Consider the following 22,193-nt stretch of genomic DNA (forward strand, 5'->3'; position numbering starts at 1 on the left):
GAATACTTGTCTTGACAGACTAACGAATTACCCGCAACGGTAATAATGGTCTTTGAAAAAGACATCAGGAACTCTCAGAGTGGGATTCAAACCCCTTATTCCGGTAATATAAGTACTTATCAAGAAGTTTTAATAATAAAAAATATGTCTTCAATTCCTCTAACATTGAATTTGATTGAGGGTTCAGTCTCTTTCAGTTTTTCACCCCAAGCAGCACGAGAATTAAAGGCAGCAACGGATCAACTGATGGAACGCCTAAAAGCGATCGCCGCTAAACCCACTCCTGGCGGTGGTAGAGTCACTCCCCAGCCTCCCCTGGAATATCGTTATACGGGTGAAGTATTTTTAGAAGTTTTTTGTAATCCTAATATCTGGCCAACACCTTTCGCAGCCAAGGTTTTGCTGACTGTCCGCAATGTCAACATTCGCTTGACTACTGAGGCTGAACTTACTCGCATCATTGAAGACATTAATCAATATTTAGAGCAAGTAGGATAATAGTTCATCCAATTTTTCTGTTCTTTTCGAGATTTTTTCAGAAAAAATACTATAAAAATTTTGGATTTTGTGAAAGTTGAGCCAGTTGCTGGCGAAGTTCCCTTTGTTGTCGCAACTGGTGTCGGTTAGCCCGACTTAGCAAACTTTTCTAGACGGATTTTGGTTTTGAACAGCAAGCAGCTTATCACTTACTTGAGGGAAGCGATGCCATAAATTGCGAGTCAAAAGTGAAGTTCCTACACTTCTATCGGATCGATGTAGGAACTTCACAGAATTTACATACTAAACTCAAGCCGTGACACCAAATGTACAGAACAAATGGTTTTGATGCCTTCTTTAACTTGAAAAGTTGTATAAATTCAGACTCCAATGCTTCTGTATTAATCAATAACGCAAGATTCTATATAGAGTAATGCTCATCAAAAAACTAGAGATTATTCCCCTAGATTGAGGGTTGAATCGTTGATGGTGAAATCCACACATCAAAAACAAACTCCCAATCCCAAACCTAACATCAAACATTGATTAGTCGTTGTCCCACTGTTCGCGACCAATTAGGTCGCCAATGCGATCGCGTAACAAAAAGTCACATTTCTCTAATTCACATTCAACGCAAACCCACTCTCTAGCTGGAATGTATTGGCAGAGGCTGTATATTGGCTGTTGTCGGCTAACCATTCCCTTTTGCACCAGTCGGCGTGCTTCGTCTTGAATCACATCTAGAGAGTAGTAATTGATAGAAGGCACCGTATTCACACTCATGGTTTTTACTCACAAATTAACACTTACGATAGTGTTCCCGTTAAAAATTAGGAACAAACATTACAGAAATTAGACTTGTGGCTAAGATTTTGTAGTTTGCTATACGGAACTATTTTTATTTTGACGCTACATCTCCTGAAATTATCTCAAGAAATGTTAAGAAAGTCAACGAATCCTGACATTTGTCGAAAATCCGCTTTACAAAAAAAATTCCCAGTAGTTAACTTAACCTGCTTATGTAACTGTATGACTTTGATGCCACAAGTCTGAAAGTCTTGCCATTACTGTATTTAGGCAAGATTTGGTGGGTGGGAAGGGTTTATATCGCCATCGCTTACATATCAAATAATCACCTTAAAAGCTGGATCTATAACTGCGGGTATTGATCTAAGGTAAACAACACAATAATATTTGTCAGTTGATGAGGTATAAACTGTTACAAAATATAACGGATGAAGTATACTACGAAGCCTTTAACCATAGCATCTGTTAACAATTTATTAAGTAAGCCTGTAATTTCTTAGTTAATTTCAGCACTAAGACCATCCCATTTTCTTTTGAAAAACATCTGTAAAAGGGTCAGGGTCGAGTAATACTCTAATTCGTAATCAGGATACACATAAACAGGAGTCAGAATTTCAGAATTAGTGAATATTCCACCCATCAAGGAAGAGAGTTTTAGCAAGGAAGAATGTTTAAACCTTGTTTTGCCTAAAAGAAGAGAAGTGTCTTGCTGAATTAGGTTATGTTCACATTAAAACAGACGCGATCTAGTCACGTCTGTAAACTGTTTGGCGGATTTGCTGAGATTAATTGTTCTGAAGTTACATTGTTGTTTTAGTTACTTATTCGGAGAATTCTTCATCATTTTGAACAGTGCTGTCTTCTACTGCTTCCAGATTTTCTGGCGGGCGATCGTGGTTAAGTTGATTTAGTAGTGCTAATACTTTATTACCGCGTTCTATAGAGCGATCTTCAAGAAATATCACCTCTGGTGTACGACGTAGCCGTACTCGCGCCCCCAGTTCGCTGCGGACATAACCTGTAGCCGACTTTAAGCCTGCCATTGTTTCTACCTTAGCTTCATCTGTACCATAGATGCTGACGTAGATTTTGGCGTGTTGCAGGTCGCCGGAAACATCAACATCAGTCACACTGACCATTCCGGTACCAACACGGTCATCCTTAATTCCGTTAAGCAGCATTTGGCTAACTTCCCGTTTGATCAGTTCAGCAACGCGGGAAACCCGACGATTTGTAGCCATAAAAATTTCGCCTCATCACAGAGGTTGTACGACAAAATATAGATACAGAATAGACAGTACTTAGCGGGAGCAACGCCAAAAGCAACCGTCTGTGGGGCACAGCCCCGATATAACGCTAGTCTAGATTGGACTCAAGCCCAGCATTGCCCGTAGAGTGAAAGTAAGGAAGACTAGGCTGCTCACAAATAAACCCAAGATAGCGATCGAGGTGATAGGGCGTTTCAACAATGGCACTAATGGCGCAAAGGTGTTCAAAAACAAGCCTAAGACGATCGTAATTAAGTACCGGGGGTAGCGAAAAACGTTATCCCAAAATCCGTCAAACATCTGAATTTAAACTGCCTTGTTATATACTTACGTTTGTTTTGATATGCTTTATCTACTCAATTGTAATATATGCGGCTGGAAAATTAGCCAGTTAATCTAAAATTTGGCTTGTCGGTTATATTGGCTTTATTTAGTCATAATTATTTTCAGTTAAATTGTAAGTAAATGGTTATTCAAGCCTCGAAGGAGACTAGCCCGCGTCCATTTTTGAAGTGGGCAGGGGGTAAAAGTCGGTTGATACAGCAATATATTCCTTATTTTCCCAAGAGTTATAAAAATTACTATGAGCCATTTTTAGGTGGTGGTGCTGTTTTTTTCTATCTCCAACCAAGTGCAGCCATTTTAACTGATATTAATGCCGAGTTAATTAACACTTATTGTTGTGTTAGAGACTGTGTAGAAGAATTAATTTCTCTATTAAAACAGCATAAAATCCAACATAATAAAGATTATTATTATAGTGTCAGAAACAACTCTAGTGGTACTGATATAGAAAAAGCGGCTCGTCTAATTTATCTTAATAAGACTTGTTTTAATGGTCTTTATCGAGTCAACTCACAGGGAAAATTCAATGTGCCATTAGGCAGATATGACAATCCCAATATTTGTGCTGAGGTTTTACTAAAAGCTGCTTCCGAAGCACTTTTCCATGCAGAAATTAAACAAGCAGATTTTACAGAAGTTCTAAATCATGCGACTAGCAGTGATGACTTTGTATTTTTTGATCCGCCCTACCATCCTATCAGTGATACTAGCTATTTCACTGCTTATAGTCAAAATTCTTTTAGTCAAAAAGACCAAGAACTTTTAAGAGATACTTGTGCAGAGTTAGCAAGTCGTGGTGTCAAAGTTATGGTATGCAATTCTGATAGTGAATTTATTCAAAAAATTTATACTGATATCAATTTTGAAACTTACCAAATTAAAGCAGCGCGTTCAATTAACTCAAAAATAAAAAAGAGAGGTGTTATTAACGAACTATTAATTACATCTTCTAAAGATTTTTATTTGCCCAAGCAATGAATCTATCTAAGCTATAAACTGCTAATAAATTATGGTTATCATTAACTCTTGCTTTCAGCCATTGGCTTGCGCCTTCTCGCATACCTTCACCGCCTAAAATTACGATAGTTGGTGCTGGGTAATAGTGCTGAATATTCATGTTCAAGTAAGGAAATTTTTCATCAACCGAACCAGGACTTTCTTGCCATTTACACTCGAAAATTAAACCAGACGGCATTGCAGATGAGCCGACAACATAAAAATCAACCTTCAGATAAGTATGATAAATTCCAGTTCCAATATAGACTTCTTTTCCATAACGTTTTGGCAATAAAGTAGCATTTAGTATAAATTCTTTTTGGACATAGTTCCCTACTTGGAAATAATTATGCCCATACAAGATTGCTTCTACATTTGCTTCTAAAATATTTCCAGACTTATTTGCCCGTCCGCCTTGAGTCAGAGCCATCTTCAATTCCTCTGCCAAAAGTCCTGCTTATTATAGGATTTCACAGAAGTAGTAAAAAAGGTTCAGTTGCTTAATATGAATTTTTGATTTTGGCTAAACGTAGTTGGATTAATGGGTGAAAAATCGAAAAATATTGGTATTTTTGTACTAAATAAATACAAATGTATTAATAATTTGGATGAGGGAGGAGTTAGTAATTTAGATAAATTCAGATAAGAGTTATTTGTGGAAGATTGCGGCGAATTGAGGGGTGAAATTTAAACGCATAGGCGCTTCTCTACGAGACGCTACGCGAACGCTTTCCCGAAGGGTAGGGACGCAGAGGGAAGCGCAGAGGCACACAAAGAATTCGCTACGAATTAATGAAATTTTGTATTTAGTGTATAAGCTAAATTCGCGCTCTTCTTCCCAGTCATAAGCTTCGATAATGTTTTTTAGTTATTTCACCTTAGCTTCAACCTGTTTGTGCTTCAGTATGACCGTTGCGGATAGACCATGCGATTTCTAAAAGTTGAGTCCAGCGCTTTTGTAGCTGTTTGGGGGTGCATTTGATGGTTTTAGCGATCGCAATGTCGTTTTCCCGTGCAGTTTTTAACTCTAATATTTGCTGTTGCTGTTCTGTGAGTTGATTCATAAAAATTTCCCACTGCTGGGAAGATAAACCCAACTTTTGCTCTAAACCCGCACCTAACCATTGATGTACCAATTGCCAGTGGTGTTGTTTGGCAAACTTTTCTACGTGGTATTTAAAGCGCTGTTGGAGATAATCGCGCTGACGGCTGGTTAAACCAAGAATTTGGTCGATTTCTGGGGCTGAAAGGTCTTGAAGTTTCAAGCTGAGGTAGTTCATACAATCAGATTGACCTTGAGACTCCAGGTATTTCATCAATTCAGTGATGACGCGATCGCGTTCTGATTCTTCAGATGGATCGAAATTAGTTTGGGCTATCATTTGCGATCGCAACTGCTGCACCGCCGAGTTACGCTGGTAAGATTCTGCTTCTTCACCCTTAGCAGACTCTACCGCCATTTCAATATCCACGGTGGTTTCTTGGGGCTGACGACGAGCAAAACCTTGGGCCCGCAAGATAATCAATTGCTGATTTGCACCACCAGGTAAATTGATCCGGCGTTTGGCATACTGTTCTGTAAAAGCCATGTATTCAGCTAATTGCAGCTGAGTACGCGGCGTGTGATTCTCTGGTAGTTCATTTTCTCTACGGAAAGCTTTGATTGCTTCGATATAAAATGCTTGTAAAAAATCTTCAATCAGGCTGTAACGAGCATCAAAGCCCAACTCCGAACCAGATATAGTTACATGACGGTAAACCATAGCACCCAAATTGCTATGTAATTCCACCCGCCCTTGTTTAGAACCTAGTTGGTAGTAACGTAAGCATTTTTGCATCCGATGCCTTCCCAACGTCATCTGCCAAGACTTGATTTCCCCAGATGTTTGAATGCGGGAGCTTTTATCGCAAATGCGTTCTACTTCTACGGCTATGCGCTTTGCTAAAGCTTCTACACACTTGGGTGTTGCTTTCACTTGCGCTTGCATTTCCTCAGACAGCAATTGAATCAAGCGATCGCTGCTGCTATCTGAAAATTCTTCATTTGAAACGTGGTTCTCAAAAATGGGTGTAGAGTTTGGTAGATTGACGACGTTAGCTTTCATGACTTTTCCAGTAGTATTGCACCGTAATTACAACGCAGACACAGCAATCAAGACCGTCCAAGGCTTGTGAATCTTTAGGCATTCATCCATCAAGACTTGCCGTATATAATGCTCACATCTAAAGCTCATATATCAAAACTATAGGAAATACGAAAGAGTTACAGTTCTGGCAATGTGTCGGTTTTGTTCACAAGCCACCATCTCAACGCTGGCACACGAGTACCCGCCATTTTTTGAAAGTTGTCAAATACCTTACTGTGGCAAGTTTTGCCACCATCCTCTTATATCCACTGCCTCACCGAACAGCCCATCCTAAACATCGCTTTTAAATATGACAATTTGAAAACTGGAGTTATTTTTATCACAATTTCCGAAACAAAGAGGTGCGCCTGTGAAGTGGAATTCTTATACCCATGCTGCTGCTGCTTCCCAACCTAAACCCCTCCGTATAATTGCTGCTTCGTCTCCGGTCATATCTAGGATGGTAGATACTTCAAATGTAGGTTCCTCGCCAGTGTCTACAATTATGTCTACCAACTTATCCAAACGATCGAATAGCTCTACCCGCGACTGAATCGTTTCAGGATCTATCCGAATCATGCCATTATCTGCTTCATCTGGTGGCAGATGTGCTGAAGTTGAAATAATCGGATTGCCCAAGGCTGCCAGCAACTCCAAACACACAGTATGGTTTGGTACTCTAATTCCAGTAGTTTTCCGCTTGGGGCTTTGCACCAATCGCGGTACTAGCTTCGTAGCTGGGAGCAAAAACGTGTATGGCCCTGGAATCAGGCGTTTCATAATCCGATAGGCTGTGTCACTTACGAAGGCATAAGTTGCCACATTTGAAAGCGAGGGACATAAAAATGTCAATGGTTTATCGTTTGCTAGCTGTTTAATTTGCCGCACTCGTTCTACCGCCGACTTGGCATTCAAATCACAACCGATCGCATAGACTGTATCAGTAGGGTAAAGCATGACTGCGCCACTAGAGAGCGCCGACTTTATTTCCTCTATTCGGCGAATTTGAGGATTATCCGGATGAACTGGGAAAATTTTTGCCATAGGACGGGGATTGGGGATTGGGGATTGGGGATTGGGGACTGGGGACTGGGGACTGGGGATTGGGGAGAATAAAAAATTATTCTTGACTAATGACTAATGACTAATGACCAATGACCAATGACTAATAACTAATGACTATGAATAAAATCGCTTATCTTCAATGTCCGACAGGAATTTCTGGTGATATGTGCCTGGGTGCTTTGGTCAGTTTGGGTGTTCCTGTGGAGTATTTAATTGAAAAACTTAATGGGTTGGGTATTGAACAGGAATATCAGTTAAGGGCGGAACTTGTCCAACGGAATGGTCAACAGGCGACTAAAGTCCATGTGGATTTAGTACACGATCGCCATCACCACCATCACCACGACCACGAACACAGTCACCATCACACACGCCACTTGCCAGAAATAGAGCAGATGATTCTCAAAGCTCAGTTGCCATCAAGGGCAGAAGCTTGGAGTTTGGCGGTATTTCGGCAGCTAGCGGTGGCAGAAGGGGCGGTGCATGGCATTTCACCTGAAAAAGTTCATTTTCATGAGGTTGGTGCTATAGATGCGATCGTAGATATTGTGGGTACTTGCCTGGGGTTGGATTGGTTGGGGATTGCGAGCAACGATCGAGGATTGCCCTTACTTTACTGCTCGGCGTTTCCGACTGGTGGCGGCACTGTTCGGGCTGCACACGGTCAGATGGCAGTACCAGTACCAGCGGTATTAAAGCTGTGGGAAATGCGGGGTTGTCCAGTTTATAGTAATGGCATTGACAGAGAATTAGTAACACCAACAGGAGCCGCGATCGCCACTACTTTGGCAAGAGATTTTGGTTCACCACCTGCGATCGCTATCAAGCAGATAGGATTGGGAGCAGGAACCATCAATTTACCCATTCCCAATATTTTACGCCTCTGGTTGGGTGAAAGCGCAAGTTTGCAGTCAAATTTCAGTGATTCTGAAGAAACTAGCTCAAATTTGGAAACCATCTCGGTATTAGAAACCCAAATTGATGATTTGAATCCACAAGCGATTGGCTATGCGTTTGAGGCATTGTTTGCTGCTGGTGCGCTGGATGTTTTTACTCAAGTGATCGGTATGAAAAAGTCGCGTCTGGGAATTTTGCTAACTGTGATTTGTCATCCAGAAAATTTACTCAGTTGTGAAGCTGTCATCTTCCGCGAAACTACAACTTTAGGCATTCGGCGCACAACTCAGCAACGCGCTATTTTACAACGAGAAATTCAACAAGTGGAAACGGAATACGGCAAGGTGCGTGTCAAAGTAGCATGGAAAGGGCGATCGCCAGAAAAAGTTATTGCAAATGTGCAGCCAGAATATGAAGATTGTGCAGACTTAGCCCGAAAACATAATATTCCCTGGCGCGAAATTCAGCGTTTGGCTCTACAGCGTTGGTATTTAGTCAATCCCTGATCCAATTCCTCATTCCTCATTCCTCGTTCCCAGTCTCCGACTGGGAACGAGGAATTTGACTAAGTTAGAGTTTTTAGCAAATATTGTGTCAATGTAAACGCATCTACACCCAATTCGCTACGCTCTTGGGCTGCTAAAATACCTGCTTGGGAATGCCACCATGCAGCAGTTGCGACAATATCTTCTATGGGAATCTGCTTCATTGCTGTTTGCGCCAACAATCCACCCAGTAGTCCAGTTAACACGTCACCGCTACCGCCACGGGCCAAGGCGGGTGTGCTTTCAGGAACAATCCAAACAGCACCTTGAGGCTTGGCGATCGCAGTTCTTGCCCCTTTTAACAATACTATCGCCCCACTTTCGGCGGCAGCTTCCTGTACTGCTTTCACTTTGTCATGTTTGGCATCGGCGACATCAGGAAACAATCGTTCAAATTCGCCAGTGTGGGGTGTAAGTACGGTTACTGCTTGGCGTTTTTTTAATGTGGCGATCGCTCCCATTTGTGCCAAGATATTTAAACCATCGGCATCGAGAAGCAAAGGGCGATCGCTGTCGATCGCTTCTTGGACAATGGGAGTAGCATCTCGTGTTAAACCGGGGCCACAAGCGATCACATTAAAGGAACTCAGATCGGTGTTTTGTGGTAATTGTAGGTGGGCGATCGCTCCACTTTCCGTTTCTGGACAACCGACAATTAGTGCTTCTGGCAAGTGTGACACCAAAAGAGATTTCAAGGATTCGGGTACGGCAATCGAAAGCATCCCGACACCACTAGCCCTAGCACCCAAACCAGTTAAAATCGCCCCACCGGCATAGCGCCGCGAACCGCAAATTAGCAGTAAATGTCCTTCTTTATATTTGTGAGTAACTGCTGGACGGGGTAAAGGTAAAGTAGCAAGTGCCTTTGCTCGTGTAATACGTTTAATTTTAGGTGCATCTTTGAGAACAGCTTCCACATCAGCTAAAGGAATATCAAAATCGATTAACTCAGCTTTACCGAGATATTCCAACGCCCGATCTTGGAAGAAAGCGAGTTTCCATAAACCTAAGCAAAATGTGTGAGTGGCGCGAATGGCAGTTCCCAATACAACGCCAGTGTCGGTGTGTAAACCTGAAGGTAAATCGATACTATAAATCGGTATAGATAATTCATTTAACTGATTAATTGCAGAGGCAATGTGATCGGTCAGGTTTCTTTCTAAACCAAATCCAAACAAGCCATCAATCAACAAATCAGAATCTGGCAGTTGCTCAATTGTTTGATAAATTGGAATGCCCAAACTCTGGGCATATTGCAAGTGCTGCGAAGTTAATTCTTTAAGCTTAGAAAAAGGAGAATAAATCCAAACTTTATACCCACGAAAGTATAATTCACGAGCTACGACTAAAGCATCGCCACCATTATGACCGGGGCCGACAAGAATTCCCACACGAGATCCCCTTAACAAAGGGGTGTTTGCAGGAATCTCTGGAATGCGACGAGCAATTAATCCCGCTACCTTTTCCATCAAAGCAACTACAGGCATTCCCGCTGCAAAGATCCGCTTTTCAATATCGCGCATCTGCCCAGCAGTCACTACCACTTGCGAAATTTGTTCTTGCCTATCTTGCATTAGTCCTGAGTGGTGAGTTATGAGTTTCAGGGTAACTGAAAGTTTAGCAAAATTGACTCATATTCCACTCAAAAAAGTTACAAACCGATTTCCACATCTTCAAGGATGCCAAGTGCGTCGGGGATGAGGACAGCTGCGGAGTAGTAGGCTGTAACGAGGTAGGAGATAATGGCCTTTTCGCTGATGCCCATAAATCGGACAGACAAACTGGGTTGGTATTCATCCGGGATACCAGTTTGATGTAAGCCAATCACGCCCTGATCTTTCTCACCAGTGCGGAGTATAAGGATAGAACTGGTTTGATTCTTAGTAATCGGGATCTTGTTACAGGGTAGAATCGGTACATTGCGCCACGTGATTATTTTGCTCCCGTCCATGTCGATGGTGTCTGGATAGATGCCTCGACGGTTGCACTGGCGACCGAAGGCTGCAATAGTGCGGGGATGAGCCAAGAAGAACCTCGGCTTCCGCCGACGGGTGACTAATTCATCCAGGTCATCGGGAGTGGGGGGACCGCTGCGAGTGTAGATGCGCTGTTTGAGGTCGGCGTTGTGCAACAATCCAAATTCGCGGTTGTTGATCAACTCGTATTCTTGACGTTCCCGCAATGCCTCAATCGTCAGCCGCAATTGTTCTTCCGTCTGGTTGTATGGTTGATTGTACAGATCCGCAACGCGAGTACTGACTCGCAACACAGTCTGAGCAATGCTTAACTGATATTCGCGGGGTGAGAGTTCGTAGTCAACAAATGTTCCTGGTAACGTCGTCTCTTGACTATGACCAGTTGACAACGCGATCGCAGCTTCCCCATACTTGTTTTGTGGAAGTTCTGCGCGAGTCCGAAATTGCTCAACCTGAGCCTGTAACGCCTGCGACTGGTTAAGCTGTTCTCGAAATGCCTGTTGTGGTAGCGCCAATACTGTGCATTGGGTCACAGCTTTGACCGTAAACTTCCAATTGCTTTCTGACACCAACAGATCGCCAAAATAATCACCGTCAGCTAGCATATCCAACAGAGGCTGCTCGTCATACTTGCCAATACCAATCTTGTTTACCTTGCCATGTGCGATCAAGAAAAGCTGATTGGCTGGTTGACCTGACTGGACAATGATATCACCAGGCGCGAACTCCTGCTGAACAAACCGACTTGCCAACGCCCTCAGCACCTCGGTGTCGTCAAATCCTCGCAGCAAGGGCAACTCACCAAGTTCCTGGGGAATCACCTGCACTTCGGCTCCGGTGTTAGAGAAACTTAACCGTCCATCACCCACCGTATAGGTCAACCGACGGTTAACTCGATAAGTCCCACCCTTCGTTTGCACCCACGGCAACATCTTCAACAACCATCGTGAGGTAATTTCCTGCGTTTGCGGTGCAGATTTGGTGGTCGTGGACAAATTACGCGCAGCATCTTTACTCAAACTCAGTTGAGGTTGTCCACTCTCAACATTTAAATTTGATTCAATAAAATCCGTCATCAACCGATCCTCTTAGTTATTAATAAAAGTGCCATTCAGTGCTGAGTGCTGAGTTCCAAGTGCTGAGTTAAAAGACCGCCTACTTTCTTGCGGAGTATCAACAGTAGACCTGCCTTAAAAATAGAGGCTGAAACAACGCAGAATCATTCCCAGATTATTTTCATTGTTCCTTGTGAGCGCAGCTCATGGAGTCTCTTGCAAAAGTTCCTAACACCCCACCCCCAACCCCTCCCCGTTTGCGGGGAGGGGAGACAAAGCGTAGCTTTGGCGGGGTGGGGTTCTTTCTTATTTTTGATTTATGCAAGAGGTCTAGTCAGCGCTAATTTTACTCACTCAGCACCAGCACTCAACACTCAGCACTCAACACTCAGCACTCCTGATATTTAGCGCCCGATTTCAACATCTTCGAGGATACCAAGTGCGTCAGGAGTGAGGACGGCTGCGGAGTAGTAGGCGGTGACGAGGTAGGAAATGATTGCCTTTTCGCTGATGCCCATAAATCGAACAGACAAGCTGGGTTGGTATTCATCGGGGATACCAGTTTGATGTAAGCCGATTACCCCTTGTTTTTCTACACCAGTGCGGAGTAAAAGGATAGAACTGGTGCGGTTATTAGTGATGGGGATCTTGCTGGAAGGAAAGATGGGTACGCCGCGCCAAGATGTGACCTGAACGCCATTCACATCTACGCTTTGTGGATAGAGACCCAGGCGGTTGGCCTCACGACCGAAGGCAGCGATCGTGCGGGGGTGAGCCAGGAAGAATCCCGGCTCCTTCCATACTGTCGCCAACAGTTCGTCAAGGTCATCGGGAGTAGGTGCGCCGCTACTGCTGTAGATACGTTGTTTGAGGTCGGCGTTGTGCAGTAACCCGAATTCGCGGTTGTTGAGCAGCTCGTGTTCTTGACGTTCCCGCAATGCCTCAATAGTCAGCCGCAGTTGTTCTTCTGTCTGGTTGTACGGTTCGTTGTACAGATCGGCTACCCGCGTACTTACTCGCAAGACCGTTTGAGCAATGCTCAACTCATATTCTCTAGGTTTGAGTTCGTAATCGGCGAAGGTTCCCGGCAACTCAGCCTCTTGGGGATGATTAGCCGCCAGCTCAATAGCGGCTTCACCTTGGGGAGTCTGTGGCTGGTTCAGGCGAACGCGGAACTGTTCAACATGAGTTCGCAACGCCTCAGACTGAGCGATCGCCCTCTCAAACACCGCTTGAGGCAGCGATAAAACTATGGTTCTGGTAATCGCCTTGAGGGTGTACTGCCAAGTATCCTCGGACTGCACCACAGTTTCATCACCGAAATGGTCGCCGTCAGCTAGCACATCGAACACGATCTGCTCGCCATACTTGCCAACACCAATCTTGTTTACCTTGCCACGAGCAATCAGAATCACGCGATCGGCAGGCTGACCAAGTTCGACGATTACATCATCTGGAGCATACTCCTGCTGAACAAACTGGTTTGCTAATCCGATCAAAACGTCAAGGTTGTTAAACCCTCGCAGCAAGGGCAACTCAGTGAGTTCCAGAGGAATCACCTGCACCGCAGCTCCAGTGTTGGTGAAAGTCACCCGTCCATCACCCACGGCATAACTCAACCGACGGTTGACTCGATAAGCGCCACCTTTCGTCTGCACCCACGGCAACAGCTTCAATAACCACCGCGATGTAATTTCCTGAGTCTGCGGTGCAGATTTGGCCGTTGTCGCCAAATTACGCGCCGCCGCTGTACTTAAAGTTAACTGGGGCTGCCGATCTTCTACCAAATTGGGGTCGTTAGAATAAGTCACAACTCAATCCTCCACTTTTTAGTTACTAAAAAAATTGATCTCACGCGATCGCATACTGACCTTGAATTAACTCACCGACAAGAAAACCTAACTTCATTGACCGAGTAATGACTTGAGACTCCCCTGACCGATCGACGAGCCAATACGCCTAGCTGAAGTACCCAGCCCTCTGGGCCCGCTAAGTAGCCGCCCTGCTAACGTACTACGCAATTCAAATTCTTTATAGCGGTCTACCGTTATATGCCATTTGAGTACGCCGCACATCCACTGCTCTAGTTTCTTGACGTATCCGAGCAGTTTTTTGCGGGTACTTGCATCCAGGTCGAAATCATCGAAAAGAACTGGCAGTTCGGTGGCGACGATGTGTTGAAACTGTAGCGCCCTAGAAGTCATCAGGTTGTTGACAACTTCAACGGCCTGTGCTTTACCGCAGTTGAGGAAATTCTGAACGACCAGCACACAGTTATGGATTTCACCCTCGAATTCGATTTCTTTTTGATAGGAGAAGATATCGTTGGTAAAACAGGCGAAGTCGGCGGCGGAATTATCGAGCGATCGCATTGTTCGGGTGCGGTAAATCTCCTGCGGGATCTCGTTGCCCTGAGCTAGTCGGGACAGACTCATGGTCAGATCCGAGCCAAAGGTCTTACGGCGCATTTCAATATAATCTATCGGGTCGGGAATCCGATTTTGGATCTGGTTGGCGAGTTCCCACACCCAGCTATCAGTCATATCCTGAATCGCCCGGCGGAACTGAGTCCGCGCATTTGCGGACATGGGGCCTGCTGTGCGAGACCAAATATCTGCCAAGCCGGCTTCCACTGGATTGGTTGGAACCTCGCTGGGGATGGAGTCATCCAGAGGCATAAACGCCGACAGTCGGGCGTTGAACACTTTCGCACCAGCCATGTTGCGGTTATTTCCGTAAAGCGCCGGGAAGTAATCGTCGGCATAGGTTCCCCAAACAAGCCAGCACGCGCTCAGATTCAGCTCAGGACCAGATCCATTCGGATGGATCAACGCACCGCAAAGGGCTACGTCGGCAACATCAAACTTGTGGTCATCCCAGATGACGGCATCAGGAATCCCAGGTAGTGATTCCAGCATCCCCATCTGGCGCGCCCATTCCTTGGAATGCTTCCGCGCAGCATTCAGATGGGGATTCAAGCTTGTAGTGAACGGCATGTAAAACTTCGGCAGTGTCACCGGTCCCACAGCCTGGTATGGAATGTGAGTAAAGCTCTTGAACCTTCCCAAACCCAAGGCGGCGTATAGCGATTGAATACGCGCAGCCGATGTGCCTAGACCTGTGGGGCCTCCCAGAATCGTAGATGTTGGAGAATTGTCTCCTCCCTTATTCATGTAACGGCTCGATCGCATGTGCCACTCGTGACCGCCCGATTGCCAGTCCTGGAGTCCTTTGATGTAAAGGAGAACGTTAACACGAGCCACTGGATCTAGTCCGTACTCCTCAAACAGGGGGGGCAACTCGGTGACAGCAGTGTTATCAAACTGGTATAACCGCGAGGTCAACAGTTCGTTAGTGAGGTTAGCTGCCTCCTGAGTACTGACATTTAAAAAGCGCTCCAAGACCAGCACGCAGTTAGCGTTCTCACCTTCATCCTCCACTTCTCTTTGGTAGGAGAATAGGTCGTTGCGAAGATGCACTCCATCGGCAAATGTGTCTTTGAGGATACGCATTGGCCGAGTCGAGGCGATTTCGGCCGGAATCTCTATAAACACGGCGTGTTCGACAAGATCCGCTGACCAAGGAGCGCCACCAACTTTGCGGCGCATTTCGACGTATTCGATGGGGTTGGCGACCCGATCTTGGTTGATATTGGCGAGTTCCCACAGAGACTCTTCTAGGAGGTTCTTGGTACTCTCGAAGAATCGAAGTCGCCAGTCCACAGATTTAGTAAAGGCGGTACGAGACCACAAATCAGCCAAGCCGCGCTCTACTGGGTTGGTCGGAACGGAAGGGGTATCAGTGGGATGCACTGGCATAAACGCTGGCAGTCGGTCAAGATACTGCTTTGCCCCAGCCATGTCTTGGGTGCGCTTATAGATTTCTAGGAAATGATCGTCGAAGAAGAATACCCAAACATACCAGTCGGTTACTAAGTCAAGCTCCGCTCCCGGCGCATCTGGATGGGTATAAGAGCAAAGTAAGGCGTAGTCGTGGGCATCGAATGTATGTTCATCCCAAATAACCGAGCTTTGTGCTTCTTCTTCTGAGCCAAGTATCCCCATCTCGTAAGCCCACGCTTTGGAATGGACTCGTGCCGCTTCCAGGTTTGGGTTCAGCCGTGCGGGCCAAGGCGTGTAAAATTCTGGCAGTTCAAAGGGTTGCATGATCTGCGCTAAACCTCCTCTGGAGTCTTCTTCTATCTTTATTTCGTGGACGATCTGAGCATTGTTGCAGTTCGCAAGTATCATCACCATCCAGTTAGATCCCCACATTTGGTTTGCTTGTGGTGGCTCGTTTCAAGGCGATAATATTATTAAGATGCTCATAATCGAATGGCACTAAGAAAACGTGAAACCTAGTCAGGGCAGGGTGTAGGGGGTAGGGTGTCGGGTGTAGGGAACAAATCAAGAAAATGAACAACAAGTGCGAACATTAATAAACTTTTTCGTCACTACACCCGACACCCGACACACCACACCCAAAAGTCTTATGAATACTGGATTTGCTGATATCTTAGTGCCATTCTGCTCATAATCTAAGTAACGAACTATAGGACTAATATTTGGAGTTGTTGGCAAATAAATTTTAATTACTAGATTGTGGTGTTCTCATAACTTTTCATAGTTGTAAATAAAAAGCAAGCCGTACATTGAAGCTGTAAGCAAATAGTTAAATTAAAAATTGAAGAATTAGAAGACACTTAAGACAGTTAAGACCGTTAAACAAATAGTTAAATCAAAAATTGAAGAATTAGAAGACAGTTAAGACAGTTAAGCAGATAGTTAAAAGATTTAAGATAGTTATTAAAGAAAAAATACTAATTGTTAATTTTTGCAACTAATGTCCATTAAGGTATCACTATTCCAAAACCGAAAAAGCGATCGCACACACTGGATTACAACCCAGTGCTAGTAAAGCTATAGTGCGATTTTGCAGCAATGTGACTAATATGCCTGTGAAATACTTATAAGGTTTCAAGACAGCTAATCATAAGAAAATCCCAAAAGGGTTGAAAAAGTTTTCTTCTCCTACTGCTCACTTATTTTTTCAAGCTAGTGGTAAAAAAGTATTGCTGTCACTTTGGCTGAAAGCTAGATACTATTAGATTCGGCGTGTTTACTGTTAGGGAGTGCCAAAATGTCTAAACAGCTGGGTCAAAAAATTGCACCCACACCGATATCAAATGATATCAGTGTGGTGGATTTGATCGATCAATACTTCACCGCTTACAACTCAGCGCGGTTGCGGGAAATCTGCCAACTACTGAGTCGCGATGTCCTAACGGAAGGTGTCACGGTGGGAGTTAGCCTTTCCGGTGCGATGACGCCAGCAGGATTTGGGGTTTCAGCGCTTGCACCTTTAATTCGCAACGGCTTTATTGACTGGATGATTAGCACTGGTGCAAATCTTTACCACGATATGCACTACGGATTGGGTTTTGAACTCTTTGCTGGTAATCCGTTTTTGGATGATGTGAAACTTCGTCAAGAAGGCACGATCCGCATTTATGACATTATTTTTGGTTACGATGTGCTGCTAGAAACTGATGCGTTCATCCGCAAGATTCTCCAAGGAGAAGCGTTTCAAAAGCGGATGGGAACGGCTGAGTTTCACCATTTACTAGGTAAATATGTCCGAGAAGTAGAAAAGCAATTGGGTGTGCAGCATTCCTGCTTGCTAGCTACAGCTTATGAGTATGGCGTACCGATTTATACGTCTTCTCCAGGAGATAGTTCAATTGGGATGAACGTGGCGGCTTTAGCATTGGAAGGTTCGCAGTTGGTAATAGATCCATCAATTGACGTGAATGAGACAGCCGCGATCGCATATAATGCCCGTGAATCAGGAGGTAAAAGTGCGGCTGTAATTCTTGGTGGCGGTAGTCCTAAAAACTTTTTGCTACAAACCCAACCGCAACTTCACGAGGTTTTGGGGTTGGAAGAACGAGGACACGATTACTTTGTGCAATTTACCGATGCACGTCCAGATACAGGCGGTTTATCTGGGGCAACCCCATCAGAAGCTGTCAGCTGGGGTAAAATTGACCCGGATGAGTTACCTAACACAATCGTTTGTTATACCGATAGCACGATCGCTCTACCACTAGTGAGTGCGTATGTGTTAAACAAATGCCAGCCTCGTCCCCTGAAGCGTATATACGACAGGCGAGAAGCCATTTTAGATAAACTGCAAAAAGATTATCTAGCAGCCAAAACCCAACCATCAGATCGGATTCCAGCAGCAGTTGCTGACAGTGCTTCACAGCAAACAGCAACTTATCCCTGTGGAAGGCTGATTCCGAATACTCACTAAGGGGATAGGCAGGGAGCAGGGGAGCAGGGGAGACAAGGGGACAAGGGGACAAGGGGACAAGGGGACAAGGGGGAATTATTGAACAAGTCTTTTCCTTTTTTCTTGTCTACCTTGTCTCTTCCCCATGCCCCATGCCCCATGCCCAATGCCCAATGCCCTCATTCCTTGCGTCCAATCAACAAATAAGTTGTCATCTTCCCTTTACCTTCAACTTCAATTTCGCCTCGTTTTTCAAATACAAATTCATCGCACAAGCACTTATAAGTATTTTCTGTAACTTGGATTTTACCAGCAATACCTTGCGATTCCATAGAGCGAGCGATGTTTACCGTGTCTTTATATTCATAAGTAAACTTATTCAGATCGATGACTTTCCCGACTACCGAACCGCTATGGATGCCGATACGGATGTTGAAATTTTGGTTATTCTCAATATTAAATAGAGCGATCGCAGTTTGCATATCCAGTGCCATCAGAGCGATCGCTTCAGCACGATCTTGGCGGCGTGTAGGTAAGCCACCAACCACCACATAGGCATCGTTAATGGTTCTGATTCTCTCTAAACTATATCGTTCGGTGAGGCGATCGAAAACTGAGAAAATTGGGTTGAGTAGGTTCAGCAGTTGAATTGCACTCATAGAAGTAGCAATTTCGGTGAAGCCAATGATATCTGCAAATAAAACTGTGACATCAGCAAAGTCTTCGGCAATTTTTGCTGGTTGTTCTTTTACTTCTCTAGAAATTGCGACTGGCAAAATATTCAGCAATAAACGTTCGGCTTCTTTCTGCTGATAACAAAGTGCTTCTTCTGCTGCTACTCGCTGGCTTATATTGCGAAAAATGCCGCGAATCGCAACTGGATGACCTTCAACAAATTTACAATTAATATTACCTTCTAAAAAGATTGTTTGACCATCTTTAGTAACGAATATAGCTGTTACTTGCCCAAGGTTTTCTCCTGATAGTACGCGATAAAATCTTTGCAAACAGCTTTGTTTAAACTCTGGATGTATAATATCGAAAATACTCATATTCGCAATTTCAGCTTCGCTATATCCCAAAGTTTCTCGCCATGCACGATTGACATATAAAAACCGACCAAATGGATTGACACATTGAATCAAGTCATTAGCATTTTCAAATAAATCTCGATATCGCTCTTCACTTTCTACAAGAGCATTTTCTGCTTGTTTGCGTTTGATAAATTGGGCAATTTGGCTACCAATAGAACCCATCATTTGCAATAGGTCTTTATCTTTTGGTAGTAACTCTCGACTAAAGAAAACCATCACTCCTAAGATTTCACTATCGTCTAAAATGGGGAAGCCAAAAGCTGCGTGCAATCCAGCCTCCGCAGCCGGTAGCGATCGCCTTTGATCTCCATCTACTGTGATATCTTTAATCCACAAAGGTAAACGTCTGATCCAAATTCGACCAGGTAAGCCAACACCAGGTATATAAGTAGTTTGCCAAGTGATTGCTTTAAACTCTCGGACAGAAACTAATCGACTTGACCAAATTTCTACACACCTTAGTACTGCATTAAGACTATCTCCTTGTAGGGAAGTGCCAATATATTGGCTTGGTGTCCAAAGTTCGCCTAAATCCCATCCCAAGTTTTGACAAATCGACTGCAAAATTTGGGGAATTCCCTGTTTTATGCTTTGTGATTCTGATAATATGCGAGTAATAGAATACTGGGCACTTGTACGCTGTTCTCGGCGTTGCCAAGCAGTAATATCCCGACCAATATAGACAATATCTTCTAGCCCTTCTGTTTTTTTGGGAATCACTGAGCAAGAAAAAGCAATCAACAGTTTCTCTCTAGTTTTGGTTCGACAAACCACTTCTAGATTTTGGGCATTATGCTTTAAATAAAAATGTTGACAAATAGCTTTAATTAAAAATTGATCCTCATCAATAATTAATGATATTGGTTGATTTATTAATTCTTCTTCCTGAAAACCAAATAATTGTTGAGCAGCATGATTTACTTTTTTTATTTTTCCTGAATTACTGGTTACTAACAAAGCATCTGGCATTGAAGTAATGACTTGTTCCATGTAATTAATGTTTGATTAATATACAAGCCTGTTTTTCCAAAATATTTTTTTACTAAGTTTATATTACTTGATTAAGCGTGCTATTTTTTCACCTTAATCGAGTATAATTGAGCAAAAAATACTAGTTCGCTGTGGCGGAAATTTGCCTACCTTTAATAAGTTGTTCAGAGCAACTTATCTAGTTAATTGAGATAGTAGCTAGATTTCCGTCGTGCTGTACTAGTCGAATGTCTAAGCTAGTGCAAGAGATTTTATAATAAGCACTTTAGTCCTTACTACAAACTTGCTTACCCAATTTAAACTAAATAAGCTTAATTAATATTTTTAAGTTACTTCTTTTGGGGGATTGACAATTTAATATAATATTGCTGTTCAAGTAGCTGCTTGTTAACAGTAGGTTTCATGTTTAATTTTAATCCTATGTGGTATTTTATAAAACGGCGAATTAAATAAGTATTTCAACCAAATATTGCCGTAAACACCTTTCATTAGTTTCGCTATCTTGAAAGTTGATTTTTCAAGATAGCGCGATCGCCAGTATCTATGAAATTTGAAACCCATCACTTTATAAGAGAGTGGCGACTCTGTAGCTAGGTTCCCGCCACTCTCTTATTCTTCAATTCCATCAATGAAGTTTATGATTGTGCGCTGGCGACAATTTGATTCCAGGCTTTGACTGCTGTCTGTAAATTCTTTGGCAGGTTATTTTGAGAAATATCGTTGTACTGAACCGTACCTTCTTGGCTGGTGAGGGTGTAGGTGATGTAATCAGCAGCACCACTGGGGGCTGGGTAACTCAAATTCCGAAATTTACTAAACTGAGAACGTTCTAGCGATCGCACAAATTGTTGTACCTGTTGCACAGAAACGCGGCGAACACTACGTTCAGAATCATTAGCATCACCAATCCGCACGCGAATCAGTCGCCCATCTTTGAGTAAAACAGTCTCATAGGTTCTGCCAGCAAAACCCCCACTGGAGATTTGGCGAAATACTATATCTCGATCTAACGGTGGTGGTAACTCACTAGCTGGAATTTGCACAGGCCCCAGTGTAGTTTCGTTAGCCTTTTGATTCAGCCTGAGTGCGGAACCTGTTTGATTAGTATGATAAACCAAAGTTTGACCGACTCCGCCGACAACCACCCGCCAGCCTGATACCAAAGCTTGGGTACATAATTCATCAGGATTAGCTAATTCTAAACAGCTATCTCTCCAAGTTTGCTGTTGAGCCTCAATAATGGTTAACTGAGAAATTGGCTGTTGCAAACGTTTGGATGCGGCTTTTAAAACAGCATTTTTTACAGATGTGGGTAATTTATTTGGCAGATTTTCTGAGGGAGTATTTGCCGAAGCTAAACGTAGCGATCGCCCATTATTATTGGTATGATAAACCCAGTTTTGTTTGCCATTAGATACCACAACCCGCCAACCAGGAACTAAGGCTTGGGTACAGAATTCATCAGCTTGAGGCAGTTCCAAGCAACCATTGCGCCAAGTCTGTTGATTGTAGTCAATAATTTGCAGTTGTCTAGTAAAAATTCCCTGCCTGCGAGCTAAATCGCGCAGTACCGCATTAGCTACTGGACGTGGCAAACGGTTTGGTTTAATATTCTCTTTGAGAACTTCATTGCTTGTTTCTAGCGATAAATTTGTAGAAGCCCCCGTAGCACCTTTTACAAGTGTTAAACTGCTAGCAACAGACAAAATTCCAGTCAAAATCAAAGCAGTGAAAATTCGCCCTTGATTGGTGTTAAAGTAGTTTTTCAGCATGATTTTCATAGTAAAATATAACTAAAAATAGTATCCAGCCACTAAGTAGACAATAAAGTATATAATTCCAAAACTTCAGCACTTGGAATTAATTTAGTATTTGTGTTTTCAGAGAGATATAGAGACAGACGCTAATGTACTGATTGTTTGTTCCTTATATAAATTCTGGTTGAAGAATAATTCACAAGTCAGAACAATCAGTAGGGAATACCCTATGGGATCTTGCTACAGACCCGCCACTGATTGAAAAGCACTAAATCTTCTTTTTCAGAGACGTTATACCAATCAAAAAAAATGCGACAAATAGAGCATTTGTACAGGCGCGATTCATCACGTCTTTACTCAAGGATGTGTTGCGATCGTTAATAGAATTGGTATTAGGGACTTCCAAATAAAAAAATATACAACTATTTATTGTGGGGTGGGCATCTTGCCATTGGTGTCAAGTTAAGAAAAATAGAATCTTGTCAACAGGGTAAAACTGAA

The 22,193-nt window shown here is 43.4% G+C and carries 16 protein-coding genes; 4 read left to right on the forward strand and 12 right to left on the reverse strand.

The annotated features are described in order from the left end of the window. The first annotated feature begins 144 nt into the window (after positions 1 to 144). On the forward strand, positions 145 to 498 hold the full coding sequence (locus RMZ42_RS21955) for a hypothetical protein (RefSeq protein ID WP_289797408.1): 354 nt from the start codon (positions 145 to 147) through the stop codon (positions 496 to 498). 525 nt (positions 499 to 1,023) lie between these two features. Here the strand turns inward: RMZ42_RS21955 and RMZ42_RS21960 are convergent. From RMZ42_RS21960 to RMZ42_RS21970, 3 genes are all read right to left on the reverse strand, one after another. Further along, positions 1,024 to 1,260, reverse strand: a complete 237-nt coding sequence (locus tag RMZ42_RS21960; RefSeq protein ID WP_094347157.1) for a DUF4327 family protein — start codon at positions 1,258 to 1,260, stop codon at positions 1,024 to 1,026. A gap of 845 nt (positions 1,261 to 2,105) precedes the next feature. After that, positions 2,106 to 2,525 carry a 30S ribosome-binding factor RbfA gene (gene rbfA / locus RMZ42_RS21965; protein ID WP_322673394.1) on the reverse strand — a complete coding sequence of 140 codons (420 nt, stop codon included), beginning with the start codon at positions 2,523 to 2,525 and terminating at the stop codon, positions 2,106 to 2,108. A 120-nt stretch (positions 2,526 to 2,645) separates the two neighbouring features. Further along, positions 2,646 to 2,852: a DUF751 family protein gene (locus RMZ42_RS21970; protein WP_322673395.1), complete on the reverse strand. Its 207-nt coding sequence runs from the start codon at positions 2,850 to 2,852 to the stop codon at positions 2,646 to 2,648. A 165-nt stretch (positions 2,853 to 3,017) separates the two neighbouring features. Here RMZ42_RS21970 and RMZ42_RS21975 point away from each other — a divergent pair, with 165 nt between their 5' ends. After that, complete coding sequence (locus tag RMZ42_RS21975) at positions 3,018 to 3,875, forward strand: DNA adenine methylase (protein WP_322673396.1); 858 nt, start codon at positions 3,018 to 3,020, stop codon at positions 3,873 to 3,875. Here the strand turns inward: RMZ42_RS21975 and RMZ42_RS21980 are convergent. From RMZ42_RS21980 to RMZ42_RS21990, 3 genes are all read right to left on the reverse strand, one after another. Beyond that, positions 3,847 to 4,323 (reverse strand): PD-(D/E)XK nuclease superfamily protein, encoded by a 477-nt coding sequence (locus RMZ42_RS21980; protein WP_322673397.1) that lies wholly within the window; start codon positions 4,321 to 4,323, stop codon positions 3,847 to 3,849. The two genes, RMZ42_RS21975 and RMZ42_RS21980, sit on opposite strands and share 29 nt — an antisense overlap. 454 nt (positions 4,324 to 4,777) lie before the next feature. Next, positions 4,778 to 5,998, reverse strand: a complete 1,221-nt coding sequence (locus tag RMZ42_RS21985) for a HetZ-related protein (RefSeq protein WP_322673398.1) — start codon at positions 5,996 to 5,998, stop codon at positions 4,778 to 4,780. A 405-nt stretch (positions 5,999 to 6,403) separates the two neighbouring features. Further along, positions 6,404 to 7,063, reverse strand: coding sequence for an L-threonylcarbamoyladenylate synthase (locus tag RMZ42_RS21990; RefSeq protein ID WP_322673399.1), 660 nt, complete (start codon positions 7,061 to 7,063; stop codon positions 6,404 to 6,406). Between the two features lie 137 nt (positions 7,064 to 7,200). On the opposite strand from RMZ42_RS21990, the gene larC reads away from it, so the two are divergent. After that, positions 7,201 to 8,487 (forward strand): nickel pincer cofactor biosynthesis protein LarC, encoded by a 1,287-nt coding sequence (larC, locus tag RMZ42_RS21995; RefSeq protein ID WP_322673411.1) that lies wholly within the window; start codon positions 7,201 to 7,203, stop codon positions 8,485 to 8,487. A 59-nt stretch (positions 8,488 to 8,546) separates the two neighbouring features. On the opposite strand, the gene RMZ42_RS22000 is transcribed toward larC, so the two are convergent. The 4 genes from RMZ42_RS22000 to RMZ42_RS22015 all read right to left on the reverse strand — a co-directional run bounded on the left by RMZ42_RS22000 (position 8,547) and on the right by RMZ42_RS22015 (position 15,813). Further along, positions 8,547 to 10,100 carry an NAD(P)H-hydrate dehydratase gene (locus RMZ42_RS22000; protein WP_322673400.1) on the reverse strand — a complete coding sequence of 518 codons (1,554 nt, stop codon included), beginning with the start codon at positions 10,098 to 10,100 and terminating at the stop codon, positions 8,547 to 8,549. Between the two features lie 77 nt (positions 10,101 to 10,177). After that, complete coding sequence (locus tag RMZ42_RS22005) at positions 10,178 to 11,578, reverse strand: family 2B encapsulin nanocompartment shell protein (RefSeq protein ID WP_322673401.1); 1,401 nt, start codon at positions 11,576 to 11,578, stop codon at positions 10,178 to 10,180. Between the two features lie 383 nt (positions 11,579 to 11,961). Then, positions 11,962 to 13,368: a family 2B encapsulin nanocompartment shell protein gene (locus tag RMZ42_RS22010; protein WP_322673402.1), complete on the reverse strand. Its 1,407-nt coding sequence runs from the start codon at positions 13,366 to 13,368 to the stop codon at positions 11,962 to 11,964. A gap of 93 nt (positions 13,369 to 13,461) precedes the next feature. Further along, a complete protein-coding gene (locus RMZ42_RS22015; protein ID WP_322673403.1) occupies positions 13,462 to 15,813 on the reverse strand; it encodes a family 2 encapsulin nanocompartment cargo protein terpene cyclase in 2,352 nt (783 codons plus the stop codon). Positions 15,814 to 16,696: 883 nt separating this feature from the next. Between RMZ42_RS22015 and RMZ42_RS22020 the strand changes: the two genes are divergently transcribed. Beyond that, positions 16,697 to 17,872, forward strand: coding sequence for a homospermidine biosynthesis protein (locus RMZ42_RS22020; protein WP_322673404.1), 1,176 nt, complete (start codon positions 16,697 to 16,699; stop codon positions 17,870 to 17,872). A gap of 158 nt (positions 17,873 to 18,030) precedes the next feature. On the opposite strand, the gene RMZ42_RS22025 is transcribed toward RMZ42_RS22020, so the two are convergent. Then, positions 18,031 to 19,935 (reverse strand): adenylate/guanylate cyclase domain-containing protein, encoded by a 1,905-nt coding sequence (locus RMZ42_RS22025; RefSeq protein ID WP_322673405.1) that lies wholly within the window; start codon positions 19,933 to 19,935, stop codon positions 18,031 to 18,033. Between the two features lie 635 nt (positions 19,936 to 20,570). Beyond that, entirely contained in the window at positions 20,571 to 21,716 is a 1,146-nt protein-coding gene (locus RMZ42_RS22030) for a hypothetical protein (protein WP_322673406.1), read from the reverse strand. Positions 21,717 to 22,193: the final 477 nt, after the last annotated feature.

This window comes from Nostoc sp. DedQUE05 (genome assembly GCF_034530955.1).
Lineage (GTDB): Bacteria > Cyanobacteriota > Cyanobacteriia > Cyanobacteriales > Nostocaceae > Nostoc.